Genomic DNA, 23719 nt, shown 5'->3' with positions numbered 1-23719 from the left:
ATCTCGGACGCCGCTTCTGGTTGGTGCGGGGCTGGGGCGCTAATCCTGCCCGAGAGTGCCCAGGTACAGGCCAATCACCTTGGGGTCGTTCAGCAGCTCGCGGCCGGTGCCGGTGTAGGCGTCACGACCCTGGTCGAGCACGTAGCCGCGGTCGCAGATTTGCAGGCAGCGACGCGCGTTCTGCTCGACCATGATCGTAGTCACACCGGCCTTGTTGATCTCCTTCACGCGCAGAAAGGCTTCGTCCTGGCGCACGGGGGAGAGACCGGCGCTCGGCTCGTCGAGCAGAAGCACATGCGGGCCCATCATGAGCGCGCGGCTCATCGCGACCATCTGGCGTTCACCGCCGGAGAGTGATCCGGCACGCTGCGACATGCGCTTGCCCAGCTCTGGGAAGATTTCGGTGACGAAGGCCAGGCGTTCGACGAGCCCCTTGGGCTTGAGAAAGATGCCCATCTCGAGGTTCTCGCGAATGGTCAGCGTGGGGAACACGTTGTTGTTCTGCGGGACAAAACCGACGCCCTGTGCGACGAGCTTGTTGGCTTTGAGGTTGGTGATGTTCTTGCCGCGCAGCAGAATCTCACCGTCGCGGACCCTGACCTGGCCGAAGATCGACTTGAGCAGCGTCGACTTACCGGCACCGTTCGGGCCGATGATGCCGATCAGCTCACCGTCGTAGGCGGTGAGCGAGCAGGAGTTGAGGATGTTTACGCCGGTGACGTAGCCGGCCGTGACGTTGTTGACCTCGACTACTTTTTCCCGGGTCTCGGTCGGGGCCGGGGCGGCCAGCGGTTCAGCGTTCGTCATCGAGCAACTCCTTTATGGCTGACACGTTCTCTGCTTCGGTGCTCTGGTCTTCGCCGATGTCTTCGTCGTGGTGCTGGCCGAGGTAGGCGTCGATCACCGCCGGGTTCTTCATGACCTCGTGCGGGTCGCCCTCGGCGACCACCTTGCCCTCAGCCATCACGATCACCCAGTCGGCGATGTGCCGCACCATGTGCATGTCGTGCTCAACGAACAGTACGGTCATGCCCTGGGACTTGAGGTTGAGAATGTGGTCGAGCAGCGACTGAGTGAGGGCCGGGTTGACGCCGGCCATCGGCTCATCGAGCATCACCAGGGTCGGGTCGCTCATGAGCGCCCTCGCCATTTCGAGGAGTTTGCGCTGGCCGCCGGAAAGGCTGGCCGCGTAGTCGTCCTTCTTGGTATCGAGCTTGAAACGGGTGAGCAGATCGAGAGCCTTGGCGCGGTTCTCTTCCTCTTGACTGCGCCAGAGGAAAGGCATCAGCGCGCGGAACATGTTCTCGCCGGTCTGGTCCTTGGCACCGAGCAGCATATTGTCCATGACCGTGAGCAGACCGAGCGCCTTGGTCAACTGGAAGGTGCGGATCTGGCCCATGCGGGCCACCCGGTAGGCCGGAACGCCGGCGAGGGAGCGGCCGTCGAAGGTCCACTTGCCGTCGTCGGGCTTGTCGAAGCCGGTCAGCAAATTGAACAGGGTCGTCTTGCCGGCACCGTTGGGCCCGATCAGCGCGGTGATCGCGCCGCGCGGAACCTCGACATGGGCGACATCGACAGCGGTCAGGCCGCCGAAGGTGCGCCGCACATTGTCGACGACGAGAATCGGGTCGACCTTGGCGCAGCCCGGTTCGGCTTCGCCGATGTGCAGGCCGGTCGTTTTGATTGGTTTTTGGGTGGGTACCGGCGGCTCGAGCGGAGCCGCCGAACCCTGAGGACCAGCGTTAGCGGACAAAAGCCAACTCCTTCTTATTGCCGAAGATGCCTTGCGGTCTAAAGATGACGATTAACATAATCGCCACTCCTACCAGGATGAAACGTAGCTGGCCACCCTGGATGGCCGTCATGAACGGCAACCAGCCCGCCTCCACGGCTCGGGCGACGAAACCGGAGAAGAACGACAAGAGCACCCAGAAGATCATCGAACCGATGATCGGGCCGAGCACCGTCGCGGCCCCGCCGAGCAGCAGGATCGCGTAGATGAAGAAGGTCAGCGTGGTTTGGTAGTTCGAGGGAACGACCGCTCTCGGGAGGGCGAAGATCATGCCGGCGATGGTGCCGAGCACGCCACCGAAAATGAGCGACTGCATTTTGTAGGCGTAGACGTTCTTTCCGAGCGCTCGCACGGCGTCTTCGTCTTCACGAATTCCCTTGATGACGCGACCCCACGGGCTGCGCATGACCTGCCAGACCAGCAAGGCTGCGAGAATCACAATCGACCACGCCACAATGCGAAGCCAAGTGTCGTAGGCGTTGTTCTGAAACGGGCCGAAACCGTAACTACCCTCGGCGAGCGGGTTGAGGGCTGCGAATTCGTTCTTGTAGCCGCTGAGTCCGTTGGCCGAACCGGTGACCGAGGCGAAGGTGTTCGTCGTGAACAACAGTCGCACGATTTCCGCGGCCGCGATCGTGACGATGGCCAGGTAGTCTGCCCGCAGTCGCAGGGTGGGAATACCCAGGATCAACGCGAAGACAACGGATGCCCCCACGCCGACCAGAAAAGCGCCCCAGACCGGAAACCCGAAGGTCAGAATCGAGATCGCGTAGCCGTAGGCTCCGAGAGCCATGAATCCGGCCTGGCCGAAGTTCAACAGGCCGGTGTAACCGAAGTGCACGGCGAGCCCGAGAGCGGCGAGTGCGTAGGCGGCAGTGGTCGGGCTGATCAGCTCGACGGCAGCGTTGCTAAAGATTGCTCCCCAGTCCATGTGAACCCCTAACCAATTCTCTCTTTGCGGCCCAGGATGCCTTGCGGCCGGAACAGCAATACCAGGATCAAAACGACAAGTGCGCCGACATACTTCATGTCGGACGGAATCCAGAGGGTCGACAACTCGACGAAGAGACCGACCACGATCGATCCGATGAGGGCACCGAATGCGGTTCCGAGGCCACCCAGGGTGACGGCGGCGAAGACCAAGAGCAGCATCTGGAATCCCATGTCCCAGCTGACGCCCGGGCGGAAGTATGCCCAGAGCACCCCGCTGAGGCCGGCGAGAGCCGCTCCGACCACCCAGACGGTGCGGATCACTCCGTCGACGTCAATGCCACTCGCCGAGGCGAGGCTGGGATTGTCAGATACGGCGCGGGTGGCCTTTCCGATGCGGGTGCGCAACAGGAAGTAGGCGACGCCGAGCAGCACCACGACGCTGATGCCCATGCTGGCCATGTCGATGGGTGACAACGAGATCGGACCGAACTTGAGGTCGGTCATTCCCGCTCCGGGAAGCTGGCTTGTGCTGCCGCCGAAGAAATACTGGTAGAGGTAGCGCAGGGCGAGAGACAGGCCGATGCTCACGATCATGAGCGGGATCACCGCGACGCCCTTGCGCCGTAACGGTTTCCAGAGCACCGCATCGAGGCCGTACCCCAGCACGCCGCTGAGCGCGATGGCGATCAGAATGGCGAGCCAGACCGGTAGCCCTAGATTGACTGAGAAGACCAGAGTCATCAGGGCGCCAAAGGTGATCATCTCGGCGTGCGCGAAGTTGCTCAGGCCCGTGGTACCGAAAATCAGTGAGACCCCGATCGCCGCGAGGGCGAGCAGCAGTCCAAAGTTCAAACCGTTCACGAAGCGGTTGACGAACTGGTCGAAGAAGCTGACCGTGTTGCGGGTGCCTTCACCGAGGAAGAAGTTGACCGACTTGCGATCGGTCAGGCCGAATTCCGTATCAATGACGTTACCTCCCTTGGCGACGACGACGCCCTTCGGCAGGGTTTCCTCGTCGAGGGTTACTTCGTAGGTGCCCTTCTCGGGAACACCGATCGCCCACTTGCCCTCGGCATCTGTCACCGTGTCGGCCGTGTAGCCATTGCCGTCGACGGCGATGGCCACGCCGTCGAGGGCTTCGCCATTGAACTTCACGTTGCCAGAGAGAGTGAAGTCGAACTCTGTGCCCACCTCATCGGCGTGCGCGCTACTCACCGAGAAGGTGGCCATAGTGAGAGCTGCGAGAAGTGTCACGAACAGGATGGCGAGCATCCTGGGTATGTATCTCTGAGCCGTATGTGTGGGCTGCACGGGACCTCCATGTTGGTGCCGACCGATGGGTAACCGGGCGGGCGCCGGGTGACTACTGCCAACGTCGTTGTTGAGAGTATTTGCCGATTATGTCCTATAAGTTTCGAAACTTTGCACCACACGGCAAATGTGAGCGGAATGTGATGAGCCCAAACACGCTTAACATTGAAGGAGCGGTAATTTCAGATCACGTCCCATGGCGTGATCACGCGTTTTGCCGCATATTTTTTTTGTTTTTAGCTACAGGTAAGGGGTTTCATGGATCAGCCAGATCCGTTCGGATTCACCGGGCTCACCTACGACGACGTGCTGCTCCTGCCGGGGCACACGGATGTCATTCCGAGCGAGGCGGTCACTAAATCCAGACTGACCCGGCGCATCGACGTTTCGCTGCCGCTGCTCTCCAGCGCCATGGACACCGTCACAGAAACCCGCATGGCGATCGCCATGGCCCGCGAGGGGGGCCTCGGAATTCTGCACCGCAACCTGTCGATCGGCGACCAGGCCGAACAGGTCGACCTGGTTAAGCGCAGTGAATCCGGCATGATCACCAATCCGGTCACGACCTCGCCCGACGCCACCGTCGCCGAGGTTGACGCCCTGTGCGGCCAGTTCCGCGTCAGCGGGCTGCCCGTCATCGACGGCGACGGAATTCTCGTCGGCATCATCACTAACCGTGACATGCGCTTCGTGCCGCACGCCAGGAAGGCGCTCACCCGAGTGAGCGAGGTCATGACGAGGTCGAAGCTGATCACCGGCAAGGTCGGAATGGCTCCCGAAGACGCCCTCGCTATCTTCGCCAAGCACAAGATCGAGAAGCTCCCCCTGATTGACGCCAACGGCAAGCTCACCGGCCTGATCACAGTGAAGGACTTCGACAAGAGCGAGGAATATCCCTTCGCCACCAAGGACGACGCCGGACGCCTGCGCGTCGGCGCGGCCATCGGCTTCTTCGGCGACGCCTGGCAGCGCGCGACCGCCCTGCTCGAATCGGGCGTTGACGTGCTCGTGGTCGACACCGCCAACGGCGACAGTGCCGGCGTGCTGGACATCATCCGTCGACTGAAGGCGGACCGGGCGTTCGTCGACGTCGACGTAATAGGCGGAAACGTGGCCACCCGCTCCGGCGCTCAGGCGCTCATCGACGCGGGCGCCGACGCCATCAAGGTGGGAGTGGGCCCCGGCTCAATCTGCACCACTCGCATCGTGGCCGGTGTGGGAGTTCCCCAGATCACGGCGGTCTACCAGGCCTCCCTCGCCGCTCGCGAAACCGGCATCCCGGTCATCGCCGACGGCGGATTGCAGTATTCCGGCGACATCGCCAAGGCTCTCGTGGCCGGCGCCGACACCGTCATGCTCGGCTCCCTGCTCGCCGGTTGCACCGAAAGCCCCGGCGAACTCGTGTTCGTCAACGGTAAGCAGTTCAAGACCTATCGCGGCATGGGTTCACTCGGCGCGCTGCAGACCCGCGGCACGAAGACGTCCTATTCCAAAGATCGTTACTTTCAGAGCGACGTTCCCAGCGACGAAAAACTCATTCCAGAGGGCATCGAGGGTCAGGTCCCGTTCCGCGGACCCCTCGCCGCAGTGGCATACCAGCTCATCGGTGGCCTGCGCCAGTCCATGTTCTATGTGGGAGCCCGCACCATCGCCGAGCTCAAGCAGAAGGGCAAGTTCGTGCGCATCACGCCCGCCGGGCTCAAGGAATCGCACCCGCACGACGTGCAGATCGTGGTCGAAGCTCCGAACTACCGTCGGTAGTTGCACCCATCCGGGACCGCCAGCGAGCTGCTGGCGGTCCCGAACTTTTTATGGGACGGTGACGACGGCGCTCACGGTCGAGGTGTTTCCGCCGTAGTCGACCACGTTGAGCTCAACGTAGAGCTCAGTACCCGAATCGAGCCTCACGAAGTCGTACTGTAGGTATGGCAGGTCGGCGTAAAGCCCGTAATCACTCGTGGCCAGCCATTCTTCGGTGCCGTCAGCGAGCACGTTGAGTACCTCGGGCACGATGATGCCGGCCGGATCCGCAGTGAGCTCGCCGTACGTGCCGAGGTCGGCGTTGAAAGCGTAGTAGGTTTCGGTGAGCACGTCCTGTGTCTCTGCATCGGTCGTGATCGTGAGCAGCACGTCCTGGTAGGTCTCGCCGTCCACGTCGTCCGGCGCGTAGTACGCCATCGGAACATCGATCGTCGTCACCCCGGCCTCCTCGTCGGTATCGAGCTGCAGGTAGGCGTTCACGATGTCTTCGTCGTCGCTGATCGTCATGGTGGTCAGATCGAAGAAGCCTTCGGCCAGGCCGGAGCCATCGGTGGAAAAGGAGGCTTCTTCCTGCCCCAGAAAGGTGATCGAGCCATCCGCTTCAACCAGACCGTAGCGGATGCTGGCTTCCGACAGGTTGTCGGCGGAGGCGAACGGTGCGGAGATGTACAGTCCGTCGTCGGCAAAGGAGACCTCGCCGTCGGCGGTGGTGAACTGTGCCTGTTCGGCGGCTGGGATGCTTTCGCCCGCACCGTAATAGGAGGAGAGAAAATCGCTCCAGCCTCCGGTGGGGTCAAGGTCGAGGTAGTCGGCCGAGAAATATTCTTGCTGTGGCGGAAAGTAAATTGAAAGCCCGGTGGCGCCAAGCGTCGACAAGCCGTCGACCTTGTCCAGCACGGCGTCGTTGATCGCGCGCACGAGGGCGTCGGCGGCCTCCGAGATATCGAGGGCCTCAACACCGATTTCCCCGGCCAGAATGCCCAGGTCGGTCATGTGGGTGTCTTCGCTGGGGTCCGGGCTGCGGCCGAAGCCCAGCGTTCCGGCCAGACTCACGCCGACGACCGGGGCCACGGCTGCACCACGGTCGACCAGAGCGCCGCTGAATGTGGCAAGGGCGTCGTCGAGGGCGGGGAGTTGGGTCAGGTCGACGAGCGAGAGCGTGATCTCCGCCTCGTTGCCCTCATCGGCGGCCTGGGCGGCGAAACCGGCCAGCAGCGCGCTGCCGAGAGCCTCGCCGTTGACGGGGTCGCTGGCGGTGTCGAGAGCGGTGTAATCCCAGCCGTGGCCGGGTTCGAGCTCCTGCGACGCGAGCAACAAATCGGCGCGCGGTGCGAGGGTGCTCGCGACCTCGTAGGTGGCCATGAGGCAAGCATCGAAACCGAGCAGGTCGAGCTTGTCTACTCCGGCCGCATCCAGGCCGGAGGCGAGAGCCTCGTCGATCTCGGCGAGGCTGAGCGAGTCGTAGTCGCTCGACTCATCGCCGCCGACGCCCGGCCAGGAAGCACCGTGGTCGGAGATGATGAGTGCGTAGTTGTCGGCGGGATACTCATCGATACCGCGGGTGATGAAATCGGCCAGAACTGCGGGGTCACCGGTGTTCACGTCGCCCAGATCCTCCAGCTCGGTGGCCGAACCCGCGTTGATTTCGAGCAGTTTGCCGCCGGTCCAGTCGTCTATCCCCAGCACGGGATCAGAACTGTAGTCCGCGGCGCGGTCGACGAGGGCGACGATGCTTAGGTTCTCGCTCGAACCAACCTGGCCCATTTCGTCGACGTCGACCATCATGTACGGCTCGAGGTCGGTATCGGCGATCGAGTAGGTGAGCACGGTCCAACTGCCGGCGCCTTCGGAGGAGGCATCGGCATCCGCTTCGAAACTGCAACCGCTCGCGCCGAGCAGGATCAGCCCGAGCATGACGGCGGCGAGGACCGGGCGGGCCACTCTGCGGTTCATCACAGCCCGACGAACGGGATGCCCGCGGTCAGCACGCCGGCGACCACGAAGATCGCCATTCCGATTCCCATCAGCACGATCTGTACCCGCGCCTGCCGCACCACGGCGGCAACACCGAGGAGGAACAACGAGATGGCCATGAGCACGGTGTTCAGGGTGAGCCGGTCGCTGAGGCTGTTGAACACGTCGCCCTCGGCGATCATGGTGTCGGCTTCGGCCTTCTTATCGGACCAGCCGGAGAAGAGAAAGTCCTGGTAATCCTCGTTGTCCTGCGGGTTGTGGTAGAACTCTGCGTCAGAGATGTCCTCGGCCTCGCCCCAGGCGATGGCTGCGCTGAACTCCTCGGAGACCGACATGAAGGTGAGCTCGTCGATCTTGTCGCTCGCATCCAGGGCCAGAGCCTCGTCGGCACTATTGGTTTCGATCGCCAATTCGCTCAGCCGGTTCAGAACCTGGGTGTCCTGGATGAACTGCTGATTGCCTTCGAGGTAGAGCGACTCCGCCTCGGTGGAGAGATTGGAACCCTTCGTGTAGTTGCCGGCCATCTGGCTGTCGTAGAGCGCCGCCTGGAACGAGGCGTACGCGGTCACGATCGAGACCAGACCGAGCAGCACCGCGATCACGAGCTCCAGGTTGCTGAACATGAGATTCAGTCGAGGCTTGTTCGCCTTGGTGACGTGAGTTTCAGACATGGTGCTCCCCGGTTTCTGTGTAGCGGCATTTGGAGCTTAGGGCGCTGGGTAGTCATACCGTATACAGAGCGATCACCCAGTTCTGGGGGAGAAACATCCCACCGGAATGCTGTATCCCCGCGCGTAAAACTGCGGGCCGCACTGGTGTTGATACTCAGATTCAGCGCCCCAAAAATAGTTACCGGTCAGCACTTTTGTGTGGGTACACTTCGGGCGGGGTGAACCGTGTTGGGGGCGCCCGACAAGCTGCAATCAAGGAGCAAAACATGACTGGAACCATCTCCACGCCCGAACTGGGTACAACATCGACCGGTGAAAACCCGGGCAAAAAGCTTGGCGTGATCGGCCTCATTCTCGCGTTTCCGTTCAACGTGATCGGCCTGATCGTCAGCATCGTCGCGCTGCGCAAGTCGAAGAAGGCTGGGTTCAAGAACCTCGCCGCGGTCTGGGGAATCATCGTCGGCCTCGTGGGCGCCATCGGCCTCGCGATCCTGATCATCGTCTCCGTCAGCACCCTGGCCGCGACCGCCTCCTTCTGCGCCGAGAACGGCGCCGGCGTCTTCGAGAACAACGGTGTCACGATCACCTGCGGCTAGCACTACGCCACGCGTGCCGTCGCATCCGCTGTCTGAGAACAGAACAGCACCACAGCGGATGCGACACCCCGCGCCGGTCGGTCGGTGGCTCCCTCTAAACTGGAACCATGGAAATCGAGATCGGCCGTTCCAAGCGCGCTCGCCGCGTATACGCCTTCGACGACATCGCGGTAGTGCCGAGCCGGCGCACCCGCGACCCGGAGGACGTGTCGGTCGGCTGGACCATCGACGCGTACCAGTTCGCCATTCCGGTACTCGCCGCGCCGATGGACTCCGTCGTCTCACCTACTACGGCCATCATGATGGGCCAGCTCGGCGGCGTCGGCGTGCTCGACCTCGAGGGCCTGTGGACCCGGCACGAAAACCCGGAGCCGCTGCTCGCTGAAATTCGCAGTCTGCCCGACACTTTGGCGACCGCGCGCATGCAGGAGATGTACTCCGCTCCGATTCAGCCCGAGCTCGTCACAGCCCGCCTCGCCGAGATTCGCGCCGGCGGCGTCACTGTGGCCGGTGCACTCTCGCCCCAGCGCACCCAGGAACTCTACGAAACCGTCGTCGCCGCAGGCGTCGACCTGTTCGTTATTCGCGGCACGACCGTGTCGGCCGAGCACGTGTCGCAGAACCAGGAACCGCTCAACCTGAAAAAGTTTATCTACGAACTCGACGTTCCCGTCATCGTCGGTGGCGCTGCCACCTACACGGCAGCCCTGCACCTCATGCGCACCGGTGCCGCCGGCGTTCTGGTCGGCTTCGGCGGGGGAGCCGCGTCGACCACCCGCACGACCCTCGGCATCCACGCGCCGATGGCCACGGCCGTAGCGGATGTCGCCGGCGCACGTCGCGATTACATGGACGAGTCGGGCGGGCGCTACGTTCACGTCATCGCGGACGGCGGCCTCGGCACCTCGGGCGACATCGTCAAGGCCGTCGCGTGTGGCGCTGACGCCGTCATGCTCGGCACCGCACTGGCTCGGGCAACGGATGCCCCCGGTGGCGGATTCCATTGGGGCGCCGAGGCGCACCACCCGCAGTTGCCGCGCGGCAAGCGAGTGCAGGTGGGCACAGTGGCGCCGCTCGAAGAGATTCTCTACGGCCCGGCCCCGGTCGCCGACGGTACCGCCAATCTCATCGGAGCCCTCCGCCGGTCGATGGCGACCACCGGCTACTCTGATCTCAAAGAATTTCAACGGGTTGAAGTGGTTGTCGCGCCGTACCGAGTGAACTAGCTTCAGAAGAACTAACGTCTAAGACAGACGTACTTTTCAGCTTCGCCCGCAACAATGTTGTCGCAGCACGCCCTGACCTCTCGTCTTGATCACTGAGTCTGAACAGGAGTAGCAATGGCCTCCCACAATTCGGTCACCCGGTCCGCCAAGTTGGGGCCTGAGGAGCGGGTCGCCGCTCTCGCCAAGCTCAAAGAGAAAGAGCTCGACATTCTCGTCGTCGGCGGCGGCATCGTCGGTGCCGGTGCCGCCCTCGACGCCGTCACGCGTGGCCTGAGCGTGGGCATTCTGGAGGCGAGGGACTGGGCGTCCGGCACGTCGAGCCGGTCGTCTAAACTCGTGCACGGCGGCATCCGCTATTTGGAGCAACTCGACTTTCGTCTGGTGCGCGAGGCGCTCACCGAGCGGGGCCTGCTGCTGCAGCGCATCGCACCGCACCTGGTGAAGCCGGTGCGGTTCCTGTACCCGCTCAAGAAGCGCTTCACCGAACGTTTCTACATCGGCGCCGGCATGCTGCTCTACGACATCTTCTCGTACACCGGCGGTCGCCCGCCCGGCGTGCCGCACCACCGCCACCTGTCGAAGAGCCAAGTGCAGAAGCTCATTCCGAGCCTCGCCAACGGTGCCCTGGTCGGCGGCATCACCTACTACGACGCCCAGGTCGATGACGCCCGCTACGTCTCGTCGCTCGTGCGCACCGCCTCGTTCTACGGCGCCCACGCGGCCAGCCGGGTGCGAGTCGAGGGCTTCATCAAGGTGGGGGAGCGCGTCGTTGGCGTCCGCGCCCACGACCTGCAGACCGACGAACACTTCGAGGTGCGGGCCAAGCAGGTGGTGAATGCGACCGGCGTCTGGACCGACGACACCCAGCGCATGGTCGGCGAACGCGGTACCTTCAAGGTGCGGGCGTCGAAGGGCGTGCACCTCGTGGTGCCGCGGGACCGGTTCCAGAGCGCCATGGGGCTGCTGCTGCGCACCGAGAAGAGCGTTCTGTTCGTCATTCCGTGGGGCCGCCACTGGCTCATCGGAACCACCGACACCGACTGGTACCTCGACAAAGCGCACCCCGCCGCGACGGCGGCCGACATCGACTACATCCTGGAACACATCAATTCGGTGCTGAGCGTGCCGCTCACCCGCGAGGACGTCGAGGGCGTTTACGCCGGGCTTCGGCCCCTGCTGGCCGGTGAGAGCGACCAGACCTCCAAGCTGTCCCGCGAACACCTCGTCGGGCACTCCGTGCCCGGCCTCGTCGTCATCGCCGGCGGCAAATGGACCACCTACCGCATCATGGCCAAAGATGCAGTGGATGCAGCGGTGTCGGCTCTCGACGGCCGCATTCCCGCTTCGACGACCCAAGACATCCCCTTGCTGGGGGCCGAGGGTTACCAGGCCGCCTGGAACAAGCGAGGCAAGATAGCCAGGGCGTTCGGTGTGCACACCGCGCGGGTCGAACACCTGCTCAACCGCTACGGCACCCTCACCGACGAGCTCCTCGACTTGATTCGCGCGAACCCAGCGCTCGCCGACCCGCTGCCCGGCGCCGACGACTACATCGGTGCCGAGGTCGTGTACGCGGCCTCGCACGAGGGCGCCCTGCACCTCGAAGACGTGCTCGCCCGCCGCACCCGCATCTCGATCGAGGCCTGGGACCGCGGGGTCTCGGCCGCGCCGGTCGCCGCAGCTCTTATGGCCGGCGTGCTCGGCTGGGACCAGGAGCGCATCGACCGCGAGGTCGGCTTCTACCTCACCCGCGTCGCCGCCGAGCGAGCCTCACAGGAGGAGCCGAATGACGAATCTGCCGACCGGGTGCGCCTCGAGGCCCCCGACATCGTGGTCACGAACTAGCGCCGCCCCTCGCCCGCCAGCGTTCACCGCTCCAGTTGCCGGTGACGGCGCCACCCATAACTGGCGCGCTGACCCGCACCGGGCGCGGCGAGGGCTCGGATCACCCGGCTCGGCAACGGTTCGACCAGGTAGGGAGCGCTACCGAGCCCGAGGGACCCCGATGCGCGCGAGAAATGCACCGAAGGCCGTGAGGTTGCGTGCGATCTGCCAGTCCCACCGCGAAACGGATGGACCGCACGCGCGAATTCGATCTTCACGGCGCTTCTCGTCCATTACGACTTCGGCGGTCGTGCGGCCCCGGGTGTACGCGTCCTTGACGTATTTGCCGAGCCCGTCGAACTCGCCGACCCTGTTGATGCTTCGCCAGAAGAAATCGACAAAAGCAACGAACCCCGCGGCGTCGTCGAAGCGCACCTGCAACTCGGGGGCGGCGAACCCGAGAAGGAACATATGAGCGCGGCTGATCGATTCACCGCCTGAATCGGACTGCGTTGACGCGAAGTCCCCGGCGCGGAGTGCGGCGGTCTTGCCATAGCGTCGGCCAGAGCTTTCGAGGGTGTCGAGGGCTGCCTGTAACTCGTCCCGTGTGGCCAATGTCGTTCCCGAGCTGCCTCCGGGAAGTACCATGCGGGGCACGTGGATGGCCCGGTCCATCATCGCGACGGACTCCGGAAATGGCAGAATGCGGGCCATCGCGACAGCGGTCTCGGCCGCCGACGTGACCAACAGACCACCGCGCCTGACGGCCCCCGTTGATAGCGAGCCCTGGTCGGTGGCACCGTGCCGCACGATACCGGGTTTGGAACGACCGCCGGATGCCGGCGGGACGGTGACATGGACCTCCCTCGGCCAGTGTGACGGCCGGGGAAATCCCCAGATCACCGCCGCAGAGTGGTGGGAGAACACTTGCGGATCTGCGCTGACCGCAGCGTAGGCGCGGATGCAAAAGAGGTAGCGCGCGTCGAGATCGAGATGTTCCCAGTGCGCGGTGGGCAGGTAGACGCCCCGCCGCAGTCGCGTGATTCGGTGGTGGGTGAACTCTGTGCGGAGCGCCTCATGCAATCCGACCGCGGCAGCATCGGATGCGAGGATGAGCCCATCGGGTCGAAGGAGGGCCGCGATCAGGTAGTTTGATGCAGATTCCGAAGACGCAGTGGTTGCCATGACCCGAGAATGGCAGCGACTGTAGCGGTTGGGACGCGCGCCGGAGGATCTGTGCATAACTCGGCCGTACTCACCACTCACCGCGCCAGCTGTCGGTGGCCGCGCCACCTATTACTGGCGCGCTCACCCGCGCCGGGCGCGGTGACGAAAAGAGGCTCCGGTAGAATAGCCGCACTGCCCCTAAACCTCAGGAGTCATGACAATGGTTGATGTTCGGCGGGTCAAACTTCCCGGCGTGGGTGTGCTGCACACCTTCATCACGGATGACGGTGGCAAGGTCGGCGTTATCGCCCACCGTTCCGGCCACAGCGACCTCATCACCTTCGCCGACGACGAGGGCGGCCCGGACGCGAGCAAGGTCTCACTTCGGCTCAACGAAGACGAGGCGCACACCCTCGCAGAGCTGCTCGGCGGTACCCAGATCACCGAGTCGCTCAGCGCCCTCGACCAGATTCCCGGCCTCAGCATCGACTGGTTCACTGTCGACTACGAAGACCACATCGCCGGCCAGGCGCTCGGCAATCCCGCCGACCGCGGCATCGCCGGCCTCACCGTGGTGGCCGTCGTACGCGGCGACTCCGCCAACCCGGCGCCCGCAGCCGACTTCAAGGTCTTCCCCGGCGACATCCTCGTCGTTGCCGGCTCGCCCGAGAAGGTCGTCAAGGCCTTCGCGTTTTTCCGTACCGGTGAAGTGAAGGCCAAGACCGTCGACGCTCCACCCGGGGGGTAACCGATGCACGTCGGCGAAGACCTCCTCGTTCTCGGCATCCTGCTCGTCGTCGCCTACGTCCTTGGCCGCCTGGGCAAGCTAATCGGGCTCCCGTCCATCCCGATTTACATGATCGTGGGCGTTCTGGCGAGCCCGAACACCGACTTCTTCCCCCTGGACTTTGAGTCCGGCGACATTGAACTCATCGCGGTGTTCGGCCTGATCCTGCTGCTCTTTAGCCTCGGCCTTGAGTTCGACCAAGAAGAATTCTTCGGCAATGCCAAGACCCTGATCATCTCCGGCGGATCCTGGGTGCTCATCAACATGGGTGCCGGCTTCATCTTCGGCCTGCTCGTGGGCTGGGGCCCCCGGGAAGCCCTTGTGATCGCCGGTATGACCGGAACCTCGTCGAGCGCGATCATCACCAAACTCCTCATCGAACTGCGCCGCCTCGCCAACAAGGAGACACCGATGATTCTCGGTGTCACGGTCGTCGGCGACATCTTCATCGCCATCTACCTCTCCATCGTCTCGGTCGTGCTCAGCGGCAAGACCGAGATCTGGCCGATCGTGCTGCAACTCTCCATCGCATTCCTGTTTCTGGTGGCCATGTTCTCGCTCGCCCGCTGGGGTGGCCGCGTTGTCTCGCGCCTCATGCGCACCAAAGACGACGAACTGTTCACCATTTTGTTCTTCGGGCTCGTGGTGTTGTTCGCCGGTATCGGCGAGATCATCGGAGTGACGGATGCGATCGGTGCGTTCCTGATCGGCGTCGTGCTCGGCGCGAGCAGCTACCGCGCCAAGATCGAACGCGTGGCCGTGCCCCTGCGGGATATCTTCGCGGCATTCTTCTTTCTCAACTTCGGACTCGCCCTCGACGTGGCCCAGTTCGGTTCGGTGATCGGCGTCGTGCTCATCGCCATCGTGATGACCTTCGTGCTCAGCCTGCTCTCCGGGGCGCTGCTGGCCTGGCTGCACAAAATGGGGCCACGCGAAGCTCTCAACACCGCCGCGATCTTTGTCAACCGCGGCGAGTTCACCCTGATTCTCGCCACGCTTTCGGTGTCGGCCGGGCTCGATCCAAGGCTGCAACCGTTCGCGGGCCTCTACGTGTTGTCGATGGCTATCCTCGGCCCGCTGTTTGCGGCCAATTCCGAGAAGATCGGGTCGGCTCTGCGTCGCCGGGTGCCGGCATCCGTTGTTGCGCGCGCGCCGCGCAACCCGATGCGGGGCGAGGAGATCGCACTCGTCGAGGCGGCAACCGCGGCCCAGGCAGCGGATGCCGACGAGCACACACGCCGTGCGGCCAAACGCGACTCGGCCAATTCCCAAGCGGCGGAAGATACGGTTGCCAGAGCGAAACGCACGCATTCAGACGTAGATTCAATGGCCGATTTCGCTCTCGGTCAGCACTCTCCAGAACCCGATGACGCGGCCGAGCGACCGGCACGCAAACCCGGGCGAGAAACCCACACAGGTGACTATTCGTGATCAGAATGATGGTGCGCCCCCGCTGGGTGGCCGCACTGCTGCTTGCCCTCGGCGTTGCCGCGGCGTTCGCCCTGCTCGGGCACTGGCAGTTGGAGCGCGCCATCGAATCCGGAGTGGTCGTGGAGCGCAGCACCGAACAGGTCAAGCCGCTCGCCGAGGTGGCGCAGCCTGACGGAGGAGTGACGCAGATTGCTACCGGCCAGATGGTCAGCGCTGACGGCACCTGGGCGCCCGGCGACGAGACGCTCATCACGACGCGGTTCAATGGCGGTGTCGAAGGCTTCTGGGTGGTCAGCCATTTTCAAACGGATGCTGCCGTCAGCATCGCCGTCGCCCGCGGCTGGGCCGCGGACAAAGCCGGTGCCCAGGCCGTCATTGATGATCTCCAGACCGAGCCGGAGGACACCCCGGTCACCATCACCGGACGTTTTCTCACCGGCGAGGCGCCGGAGCTGCCAGACCCGCAGGGTGACTCAATGGAACTGACCAAGGTGGCGCCATCCGCTTTGATCAATCTGTGGGCTGATTTCACCGATGAATCGGTGTATTCCGCCTATATCGTCGCCGCTTCGGCCCCGGCCGGGCTCGACGTGATCGACTCCCCGGTGCCCCAGGTCGACCAGTCGCTGAACTGGCTGAACATCTTCTACGCCATCGAGTGGGTCGTCTTCGCCGGGTTCGCCGTGTTCCTCTGGTATCGCCTGGTGCGGGATGCGCTGGAGCGCGAGCAGGAACAGGCCGAGCTCGAATTAGCCGCTGCAAGCACTCCCAGCACGGGCACGTAGAATTACCCCATGCCACTTGATCCCAAGCCCGCCGATATTTCCCGAATCCCCGGTGCGCTTCGGCTCTACCAGGTGTCGTCCATCATTACCGGTGTCTTTTTGCTGTTGCTCTGCGCCGAGGTCTACGCCAAATTCGTGCTCGGCTACGAACTTGAGATGAACGGCTCCGAAGGCTTTCTCGCCTTCGTGCCGCGCGACACGGTCGCCGCGATCAACCTCAGCACGATCATTTTGATCGTGCACGGCTGGTTCTACGTGCTGTACCTGTTCGCCGATTTCCGCTTGTGGAGCCTGATGCGCTGGCCGTTCCCGCTCTTCGTGCTGATCGCCCTCGGCGGCATCATCCCCACGCTCTCGTTCTTCCTGGAAGGCCCCATGACCCGCCGCGTCAAACGTTCCCTTGAGCAGCTCGAAGCGAAAAAGGCCGCCGAGGTGCGTTCATGAGTGCGCTCGTCGATAGCGCGTCAGCGGATGCCTCACGCGCCAATTCAGGTGCAGTCGCCGACTCTGGGCTCGATCGCCCCGTTCTCGTGGTCGACTTTGGTGCGCAGTACGCGCAGCTGATCGCACGGCGCGTGCGTGAGGCATCCGTCTATTCGGAGATCGTGCCGCACACCATCACCGCTGCCGAGGTGCTCGCCAAAAACCCGCGCGGAATCGTGCTCAGCGGTGGCCCGTCGAGCGTCTATGCCGAGGGTGCGCCCGCCTTCGACGCGGCGATTTTCGAGCTCGGTGTGCCCGTGCTCGGCATTTGCTACGGCTTCCAGGTTATGGCAACCGCCCTCGGCGGTACCGTCGCCCACACCGGAGCCCGCGAATACGGCTCGACCCCGGTCGTGGTGAGCAATGCTGACAACGTTCTGCTGGCCGACCAGCCCGACAGCCAGACGGTGTGGATGAGCCACGGCGACTCGGTTGCTACCGCGCCCGAAGGCTTTACCGTGCTGGCCTCGTCGACGTCGACCCCGGTCGCGGCGTTCGCCAATGACGCGAAACGGCTCTACGGCGTGCAGTGGCACCCCGAGGTCAAGCACTCCGAAAACGGCCAACACGTGCTGGAAAACTTCCTGCACCGCGCCGCCGGCATCAACCCCGACTGGAACAGCGGCAACGTCATCGCCGAGCAGGTTGCCAAGATTCGCGCCCAGGTTGGCACCGGCAAGGTCATCTGCGGCCTCTCCGGCGGAGTTGACTCCGCCGTCGCTGCGGCCCTCGTGCATAAGGCCATCGGCGACCAGCTGGTGTGCGTCTTCGTCGACCATGGCTTGCTCCGCGAAGATGAGCGCCGTCAGGTCGAGGAGGACTACGTCAAGGCCACCGGCATCCGTCTGGTCACCGTTGACGTGCGTGAGCAGTTCCTCAAGGCGCTCGAGGGCGTCAGCGACCCGGAGACCAAGCGCAAGATTATCGGTCGCGAGTTCATCCGCACCTTCGAGCAGGCGCAGGCAGAGCTCATACTCGAAGCCAAGGAAACCGACGGCGACCCCATCGCTTTCTTGGTGCAGGGCACGCTCTACCCCGACGTCGTCGAGTCGGGTGGCGGCAGCGGCACCGCGAATATTAAGAGCCACCACAACGTCGGCGGCCTGCCGGACGACCTCAAGTTCGAACTGGTCGAACCGTTGCGCACCCTGTTCAAGGACGAGGTGCGTGCGATCGGTGCCGAGCTCGGCCTGCCGGCCGAAATCGTGCAGCGCCAGCCGTTTCCCGGCCCCGGCCTCGGCATTCGCATCGTCGGCTCGATCACCCAGGAACGCCTAGACCTGCTGCGCAAAGCGGATGCGATCGTGCGCTTCGAGCTGACCGCCGCCGGCCTCGACCGCGAGATCTGGCAGTGCCCGGTCGTGCTGCTCGCCGATGTGCGATCGGTGGGCGTGCAGGGCGACGGACGTACCTATGGCCACCCGATCGTGCTGCGTCCGGTGTCTTCAGAGGATGCCATGACCGCCGACTGGACTCGACTGCCCTACGACCTGCTCGCCAAGATCTCCAACCGCATCACCAACGAGGTCGACGGCGTGAATCGTGTCGTGCTCGACGTCACGAGCAAGCCGCCGGGAACCATCGAGTGGGAGTGATCCCCAAGTAAGAGGGGCCGACTCGTGCTGAGCCGGCCCCTTTTTGTGTGCCCGGTGTGGGCATCCGTTCGTGGCCGCGCCCGATACGGGTGAGCGCGCCCGCAATAGTTGGAGCGACCACCCGTAGCGGGCGCGGTCGTGCGCTGGGTCATCGTACGGGCCGCTCGAGCAACGAACGGGCCACGTCCCGAGCGACTTCGACAGGATGCGGGAATGTCTCCATGCCGACCGTGACGAGCGCGCCATCGTGGAGGAGCATCATCCGCTTGGCCATGGCCAGCGGGTCGACCATCCCGGCCTCGTGGCACAGGTCAGTGAACAGGTCGAGCAGCCACACCTTCTGCCTTGCGACCTCCGGGAACAGGGGATGCCCGTCGTGGCCGTCGCCGATCTCCGCCCGGGCGTTGATGGCGCTGCAGCCCTTCGGGCCGTTCTCGCCGGACCAGGCGATTGCCGCGTCGAATACCGCCAACACGCGGTCGGGTCCGGGCGTTGGAACCAGGGCAAGGTGGGTGGCGAGATGCTTGCGCCACAGCGCGTCACGGTGCTGCAGGTATGAAACGACCAGCGCTTCCTTCGACCCGAACCGGTCATACAAGGTCTTCTTGGTCACGCCGGCCGCCGCGGCGATCGTGTCAACGCCGACGGCGTGGATGCCGCGTTCATAGAACAGCTCCGACGCGGCGGCGAGCACACGCCGGGCGCCGGGAGTCAGCGGGGCGAGGTCGGGAACGGTTACCATGATCCGATTATACAGATCTGTATAGTTAAGATCATGAATAAACAGATCGGTATACCGGGTTCAGCTGTCACGGTGTTGGCCGCTATCGGGTTCATCGCATCGTGGAGCTCGGGATTCGTCATCGCGGCGGTGGCGGTCGTGGACGTGTCGGCCACGACCCTGCTGCTCTGGCGGTTCGCCCCTCTGGCACTGGTGTTGCTCGTTATCACAGCAGCCTCCGGTGCGGCCCGTAGCGTCACTGGCGCCGAGCTGCGACAGCAAGCCGTCATCGGCCTGTTCGCCCAGCTCGGCTACATCGTCTTCGTCTACGCTGCGATCGGGGCTGGCATCACAACGGGAACCACTGCCCTGATCGATGCCGTGCAACCGCTGGTCGTGGCGACCCTCGTTGGGCCCCTGCTCGGGCTCCGGGTGCGCGGCGCGCAATGGGCCGGGCTCGGCGTCGGTGCACTCGGGGTCGTGCTGGTCGTGCGGTCGCAGATCGGCGGCGCGGCGGCGCATCCGCTTGCTTATGTCCTGCCCGTACTGGCGATGGTCTGCCTCATCGCGGGCACGTTCGTCGAGCGACGCTCGCGCGTGAAGATGCCGGTGCTCGTGACGTTGACCGTGCATGTGACCGTGACATCCCTGGCACTCGTGGTGATTGCGGCGGTGACGGGCACGCTCGTTCCCCCGGCCACGCTGACGTTCTGGCTCGCAACAGTGATCTCGGCGATCGTGCCGACCCTGGCGGCCTACGGCCTCTACTGGTGGCTGCTGCGCCGGGTGGGCATCACCGTGCTCAACGCTCTGCTGTTTCTGGTCGCACCCGCGACGGCCCTGGCCGGTGCCGCGCTGCTCGGCGAGCCGCTGACCCTTCTGACCCTGGCCGGTTTTGCGCTCTGCGGCACGGGTGTCGCGGTCGTGCTGGTCGCTGAGGCTCGCGCGACCAAAGCGGATGCCGGCCCCGCGACGCTGCCGCTGAAAGGTGAGCCCATCATCAGGTCCGCGCCGGTTTGAGGTCGAGCGCCCGTTAGGCTCGCCAGATGACGGACCACCAGCACGTGAGACTGACCTGGCCGGAGTTGCCCGCTTCGATTCACGCCACCGTCGAGAACATTTTGGGCGGATGCGTCGTTGACGCACAGAGCCAGGCCAACGGATTCTCGCCCGGAAGCGCAGACCGAGTTCGTGCGGACAACGGCCGCAGCGCCTTCGTGAAGGCCGTGAGTCGCGAGCGCAACTCCGACACCCTCGACCTCCACCGGCGAGAGTTGGCCGTGCTGCGGATGCTGCCAGAGTCCCTGGCAGTGCCCCGGATTTTGGGGTCCTTCGACGACGGCGAGTGGGTCGCGCTGGTCATCGAGAGCATCGATGGCGGACACCCGAGCGAAACTCCGCCCCTGCCAGAGATCCTCGCTGTTTTGTCGGCGCTCGAGTCACTGCCCAAGATTCGCGGATGCGCGGGCTGGGCCGGTTTACCGGATGCGACGGCGGAGCTGGATTCTGCGTTTGCTGGTTGGCGCAGCATCCGCTCTGAGGGGCGCACGGAGTTGCTGCCGGATGCCGCCAACGAGCACCTCGACGAACTCGAACAGCTTGCCGCCAGCGCTGTACGGGGTGTCCATGGCGACTATCTTCTGCACCTTGACCTGCGGAGTGACAATATCCTGCTCGATGACACCGGTCGGGCATGGCTGGTCGACTGGCCGTGGGCCGGCGTCGGCGTGCGGTGGCTCGACGCGCTCACGTTCCTACTCGACGCGCGCCTGCGCGGAAGTGACGCCGACGCTGATGAGATCATCGCCACGCATCCGCTCTTCGCTGAAGCGGATGATCACGCCATCAACGCCGTGCTCTCGGGTCTGACCGCCTACTTTCTGAACGCAGCTCAGAAACCCGCTCCGGAGAATATGCCGACCCTGCGCGCTTTTCAGCTCTCCGAAGGGCTGGCCGGTCTGTCCTGGCTGGGAGAGCGGCTTGGCTGGACGGCAAATCGCTAGCCATTTGCGCGGGCAGGATCGAGGGGGAGGACGACGACGGCCAGCACCGCACAACCCACGAACACTGCACCACCGACAGCGATCGGCAGTGCGAGGCTCGTGACGGCCAGAAGGCCGCCGAGGGCCGAGCCCAGCGCCAGCCCGAGCAGGCTGAACACGCGTGACGCCGCGTTCACCCGGCCCCGAAGGGAGTCGGGCACGAGTCGCTGCCGGAGGGAGGTAGCGCAGATTCCCCACACCACGGCGTGCAGAATATAGATCGCCAGTAGCAGCGCGGCAACGGCGCCATTCGTCGTGATGGACAGCGCGGAGAGCGAAGCTGCCCCCGTGAGCAGGCTCGCAACGATCGTGGCTCGGTAACCGATCCATCGGGCGACCCGCGCCGTGGTGAACGACCCGACCAGCCCGCCCAGAGCCGAAACGGCAAGGATCACTCCATAGCCGACGGCATCGAGTGCAAGCCGCTCGTCGGCGAACAGCACGAGAATCGAGAATGGGAGCATGTAGCCCACGCTCGCGAGAGCGCCGATCAGGGCAAGACCGCCCACGGTGCGGTTACCCGCGAGCCATCGCGCTCCGTCCAGCGCCTCGCGGAAAACGGGCTGGCGAAGCGGGAGCTCAGGACTCGGCCCACCGAGCCGCCGGAGCGGCAGCGCCAGCGCGAGCAGACCGGCCGCAGCCCAGAGCCCGCCCATAAGATACATCGGAGCCGCGGCCAGGGCGGCAAACAGCAACCCGCCGAGCGGTGGCCCGGCGAACTCATCGGCAATCAGCTGTGCAGCGGAGATGCGGCCGTTGGCCAGGTCCAAATGCCGATCCGGCACGATCGACGGCAGCACAGAAGCGGATGCGTTATCTGCCGCGCTCTCCAGCGTTCCGACCACGGCAAACGCCGCGTAGAGCAGCGGCAGCGAGCCGACCTCGAGTTGCACGGAAATAGCCAGGGCGACCACGACGAGTCCGCGAAGGAGGTTCGCCACGATCAGCATCGTTCGTCGATCGATCCGGTCGACCCACACCCCGATCGGGAGCGCGACCAGAAGTCGCACCAGTGCGTACGTCATTGCCAGACCCGCGACCAACCGCGGATCGTCGGTGAGCGACGCGGCCACAAGCGGCATCGAGACGAAAGCGACGCCGTCCGCCAGATTCGAGGCGGCACCTGCTGCCCACAGCGCTCGAAATGGACGACCGAGAGACATGATCCCGAGTCTAGGGCAGGCAACCCGCTGCGCTCAGGGCGAACCTCGGTCTCACGGCGTCACTGATGCGTTTGACTGGGCAGATGACGCGCACACTCAGTCTTGGCCGCGAGATGGGCGAGCGGCCCGTGGCAGAACGGAGATCATGACCAGCCCTGACCTTCCTGACTGGCCGGAGAGCGACCCACGATTCCGCCGATCGGACGTGTCGGCGATCGTGGGGCGAGGTGACGCGGTCTGGGAGCGCTCCTCCCGGGATGTGCTCCGGTGGCGGGTGAAGACCGCGAGCGGGTTTGCGGTGGAGTCACCAGGTGCGGTGTCCCGTGGCGACCGTGTAATCGTCACGGCAAGCCTGTTCAACCTGACCGTCGTCGAACCGGTGGAGGTCGTGGCTGTCGTTGACGAGCCGGAACGAGTCGGGTTTGCCTATCGCACCCTGCCCGGGCATCCGGTCAGCGGTGAGGAGGCCTTCATCGTGCATCGCCACGGCGACGAGGTGCATATCACCGTGCGCTCGCTCACGAGGGCGGCCCCGCAGCAGCCGTGGCGAGCCCTCTACCCACTGCTCAGAATCGCTCAACTGGTCGCACGTCGGCGCTACCTGCGTTCGCTCCGCTGATCGACCGGATGCGCACTAGACGTTTTCTGATGCTGGGTTAGCGTGGCTTGACCGATTGTAATAAGGAGAATGACGATGATCGACACATCCAAAGGATTCACGATCGTTAGCACCTACGACGCGACCCCCGACGAGGTTTGGACGGCCTGGACTGACGCCGACGCCGCAGCGCAATGGTGGTTTCCACGCGGAACGCGCACGCCGCGAGAAACAGCCGAAATCGACGCGCGCGTGGGTGAAAGCTACGTGTACACGATGGTAAACGACGCCACCGGGGACAAGGTTGTCTCCGGCGGCATCTTCCGCGAAGTCAGGCCTCTCGAGCGCTACCTGGACTAGTCGCCAGTCGCCGCAGCGCCAAGCCTCTGCAGCAGCCCCACGAGGATCGCCTGCTCCTCGCTGCTGAGAATCGCGGTGATGGCGCGCTCGGTCTCGACGTGCGGGGCCAGGGCTGCGTTTATGAGCTGCTTACCGGCATCCGTCAGCGCCACCAGCGTGCCGCGGCCGTCGTGGGGGTTCGCCTCGCGGCTGACCAGACCTCGCGTCTGCAGTTTGTTCAGGCGCTGCGCCACTGCGCTCGTCGAGATCATCGCATCGCGGGCCAGCGCCGCCGGGGCGATCCGATAGGGCGAGCCGCTACGCAGCAGCGTGGCGAGCACGTCGAAAGCGGATGCATCCAGGCCATACCGCGCAAACGTTGCGGCCAGGCGGGAGTCGACAGCCAGGGCCGTGCGGCTCAATCGGCCGATGACGGCCATCGGGGAAACGTCGAGTTCGGGCTTCTCGGTGCTCCACTGCTCAAGGATTCGATCGACGTGGTCTGCCATGGTTCCAGACT

The 23719-nt window shown here is 64.5% G+C and carries 23 protein-coding genes; 13 read left to right on the top strand and 10 right to left on the bottom strand.

Annotated elements, in window-relative coordinates; all coding sequences use genetic code 11:
* Window positions 1-39: 39 nt before the first annotated feature.
* From CJ028_RS00250 to CJ028_RS00235, 4 genes are read right to left on the bottom strand one after another with little or no spacing between them, the layout of a single operon-like run.
* Window positions 40-807 carry an ABC transporter ATP-binding protein gene (locus CJ028_RS00250; protein WP_105033307.1) on the bottom strand — a complete coding sequence of 256 codons (768 nt, stop codon included), beginning with the start codon at window positions 805-807 and terminating at the stop codon, window positions 40-42.
* The gene (locus tag CJ028_RS00245; RefSeq protein WP_240607011.1) at window positions 794-1684 is read right to left on the bottom strand and encodes an ABC transporter ATP-binding protein; all 891 of its coding nucleotides are present in this window, start codon (window positions 1682-1684) and stop codon (window positions 794-796) included. The genes CJ028_RS00250 and CJ028_RS00245 overlap by 14 nt, the downstream gene beginning before the upstream one ends.
* A 58-nt stretch (window positions 1685-1742) precedes the next feature.
* Window positions 1743-2723 (bottom strand): branched-chain amino acid ABC transporter permease, encoded by a 981-nt coding sequence (locus tag CJ028_RS00240; RefSeq protein WP_105033305.1) that lies wholly within the window; start codon window positions 2721-2723, stop codon window positions 1743-1745.
* Window positions 2724-2731: 8 nt separating this feature from the next.
* On the bottom strand, window positions 2732-3997 hold the full coding sequence (locus tag CJ028_RS00235; protein ID WP_105033304.1) for a branched-chain amino acid ABC transporter permease: 1266 nt from the start codon (window positions 3995-3997) through the stop codon (window positions 2732-2734).
* A gap of 297 nt (window positions 3998-4294) precedes the next feature.
* Between CJ028_RS00235 and guaB the strand changes: the two genes are divergently transcribed.
* The gene (guaB, locus tag CJ028_RS00230) at window positions 4295-5797 is read left to right on the top strand and encodes an IMP dehydrogenase (protein ID WP_105033303.1); all 1503 of its coding nucleotides are present in this window, start codon (window positions 4295-4297) and stop codon (window positions 5795-5797) included.
* A gap of 48 nt (window positions 5798-5845) precedes the next feature.
* Here guaB and CJ028_RS00225 read toward each other — a convergent pair whose 3' ends face one another.
* Entirely contained in the window at window positions 5846-7738 is a 1893-nt protein-coding gene (locus tag CJ028_RS00225) for a clostripain-related cysteine peptidase (RefSeq protein WP_161498847.1), read from the bottom strand.
* An 11-nt stretch (window positions 7739-7749) separates the two neighbouring features.
* The gene (locus tag CJ028_RS00220) at window positions 7750-8442 is read right to left on the bottom strand and encodes a hypothetical protein (protein WP_105033301.1); all 693 of its coding nucleotides are present in this window, start codon (window positions 8440-8442) and stop codon (window positions 7750-7752) included.
* Between the two features lie 266 nt (window positions 8443-8708).
* Here CJ028_RS00220 and CJ028_RS00215 point away from each other — a divergent pair, with 266 nt between their 5' ends.
* From CJ028_RS00215 to CJ028_RS00205, 3 genes are all read left to right on the top strand, one after another.
* Window positions 8709-9038 (top strand): hypothetical protein, encoded by a 330-nt coding sequence (locus CJ028_RS00215; protein WP_105033300.1) that lies wholly within the window; start codon window positions 8709-8711, stop codon window positions 9036-9038.
* Between the two features lie 107 nt (window positions 9039-9145).
* Window positions 9146-10264: a GuaB3 family IMP dehydrogenase-related protein gene (locus tag CJ028_RS00210; protein ID WP_105033299.1), complete on the top strand. Its 1119-nt coding sequence runs from the start codon at window positions 9146-9148 to the stop codon at window positions 10262-10264.
* Window positions 10265-10378: 114 nt separating this feature from the next.
* Window positions 10379-12109: a glycerol-3-phosphate dehydrogenase/oxidase gene (locus tag CJ028_RS00205; RefSeq protein WP_105033298.1), complete on the top strand. Its 1731-nt coding sequence runs from the start codon at window positions 10379-10381 to the stop codon at window positions 12107-12109.
* A 138-nt stretch (window positions 12110-12247) separates the two neighbouring features.
* Here the strand turns inward: CJ028_RS00205 and CJ028_RS00200 are convergent, their stop codons facing one another.
* Window positions 12248-13273 (bottom strand): hypothetical protein, encoded by a 1026-nt coding sequence (locus CJ028_RS00200; RefSeq protein WP_105033297.1) that lies wholly within the window; start codon window positions 13271-13273, stop codon window positions 12248-12250.
* 196 nt (window positions 13274-13469) lie between these two features.
* Here CJ028_RS00200 and CJ028_RS00195 point away from each other — a divergent pair, with 196 nt between their 5' ends.
* Genes CJ028_RS00195 through guaA form a run of 5 tightly spaced genes read left to right on the top strand, consistent with a single transcriptional unit; the run spans window position 13470 to window position 18336 of the window.
* The gene (locus CJ028_RS00195) at window positions 13470-14003 is read left to right on the top strand and encodes a cation:proton antiporter regulatory subunit (RefSeq protein WP_240607006.1); all 534 of its coding nucleotides are present in this window, start codon (window positions 13470-13472) and stop codon (window positions 14001-14003) included.
* A gap of 3 nt (window positions 14004-14006) precedes the next feature.
* On the top strand, window positions 14007-15473 hold the full coding sequence (locus CJ028_RS00190; RefSeq protein ID WP_105033295.1) for a cation:proton antiporter: 1467 nt from the start codon (window positions 14007-14009) through the stop codon (window positions 15471-15473).
* A 5-nt stretch (window positions 15474-15478) separates the two neighbouring features.
* On the top strand, window positions 15479-16258 hold the full coding sequence (locus CJ028_RS00185; protein WP_105033294.1) for an SURF1 family protein: 780 nt from the start codon (window positions 15479-15481) through the stop codon (window positions 16256-16258).
* A gap of 9 nt (window positions 16259-16267) precedes the next feature.
* On the top strand, window positions 16268-16702 hold the full coding sequence (locus CJ028_RS00180; protein ID WP_105033293.1) for a DUF3817 domain-containing protein: 435 nt from the start codon (window positions 16268-16270) through the stop codon (window positions 16700-16702).
* A complete protein-coding gene (guaA, locus tag CJ028_RS00175) occupies window positions 16699-18336 on the top strand; it encodes a glutamine-hydrolyzing GMP synthase (RefSeq protein WP_105033292.1) in 1638 nt (545 codons plus the stop codon). The genes CJ028_RS00180 and guaA overlap by 4 nt, the downstream gene beginning before the upstream one ends.
* A gap of 148 nt (window positions 18337-18484) precedes the next feature.
* On the opposite strand, the gene CJ028_RS00170 is transcribed toward guaA, so the two are convergent.
* On the bottom strand, window positions 18485-19078 hold the full coding sequence (locus tag CJ028_RS00170) for a TetR/AcrR family transcriptional regulator (RefSeq protein WP_105033291.1): 594 nt from the start codon (window positions 19076-19078) through the stop codon (window positions 18485-18487).
* Window positions 19079-19111: 33 nt separating this feature from the next.
* On the opposite strand from CJ028_RS00170, the gene CJ028_RS00165 reads away from it, so the two are divergent.
* Together CJ028_RS00165 and CJ028_RS00160 are read left to right on the top strand one after the other, a co-directional pair.
* A complete protein-coding gene (locus tag CJ028_RS00165) occupies window positions 19112-20077 on the top strand; it encodes a DMT family transporter (protein ID WP_105033290.1) in 966 nt (321 codons plus the stop codon).
* 26 nt (window positions 20078-20103) lie between these two features.
* Window positions 20104-21060 carry a phosphotransferase gene (locus CJ028_RS00160; protein WP_105033289.1) on the top strand — a complete coding sequence of 319 codons (957 nt, stop codon included), beginning with the start codon at window positions 20104-20106 and terminating at the stop codon, window positions 21058-21060.
* Here the strand turns inward: CJ028_RS00160 and CJ028_RS00155 are convergent.
* Window positions 21057-22262, bottom strand: coding sequence for an MFS transporter (locus tag CJ028_RS00155; protein WP_105033288.1), 1206 nt, complete (start codon window positions 22260-22262; stop codon window positions 21057-21059). The genes CJ028_RS00160 and CJ028_RS00155 overlap by 4 nt on opposite strands.
* A gap of 145 nt (window positions 22263-22407) precedes the next feature.
* Here CJ028_RS00155 and CJ028_RS00150 point away from each other — a divergent pair, with 145 nt between their 5' ends.
* Both CJ028_RS00150 and CJ028_RS00145 read left to right on the top strand, forming a co-directional pair.
* Entirely contained in the window at window positions 22408-22881 is a 474-nt protein-coding gene (locus CJ028_RS00150; RefSeq protein WP_105033287.1) for a DUF1990 family protein, read from the top strand.
* A gap of 75 nt (window positions 22882-22956) precedes the next feature.
* Window positions 22957-23220 carry an SRPBCC family protein gene (locus CJ028_RS00145; RefSeq protein ID WP_161498846.1) on the top strand — a complete coding sequence of 88 codons (264 nt, stop codon included), beginning with the start codon at window positions 22957-22959 and terminating at the stop codon, window positions 23218-23220.
* On the opposite strand, the gene CJ028_RS00140 is transcribed toward CJ028_RS00145, so the two are convergent.
* The gene (locus CJ028_RS00140) at window positions 23217-23708 is read right to left on the bottom strand and encodes a MarR family winged helix-turn-helix transcriptional regulator (RefSeq protein ID WP_105033285.1); all 492 of its coding nucleotides are present in this window, start codon (window positions 23706-23708) and stop codon (window positions 23217-23219) included. The genes CJ028_RS00145 and CJ028_RS00140 overlap by 4 nt on opposite strands.
* Window positions 23709-23719: the final 11 nt, after the last annotated feature.

The sequence above is a fragment of the Cryobacterium aureum genome (assembly GCF_002954245.1).
In the GTDB taxonomy this organism is placed as follows: domain Bacteria; phylum Actinomycetota; class Actinomycetes; order Actinomycetales; family Microbacteriaceae; genus Cryobacterium; species Cryobacterium aureum.
Note: the sequence above shows the minus strand (reverse complement) of the source record. Positions and strands in the feature narration are given on the sequence as shown.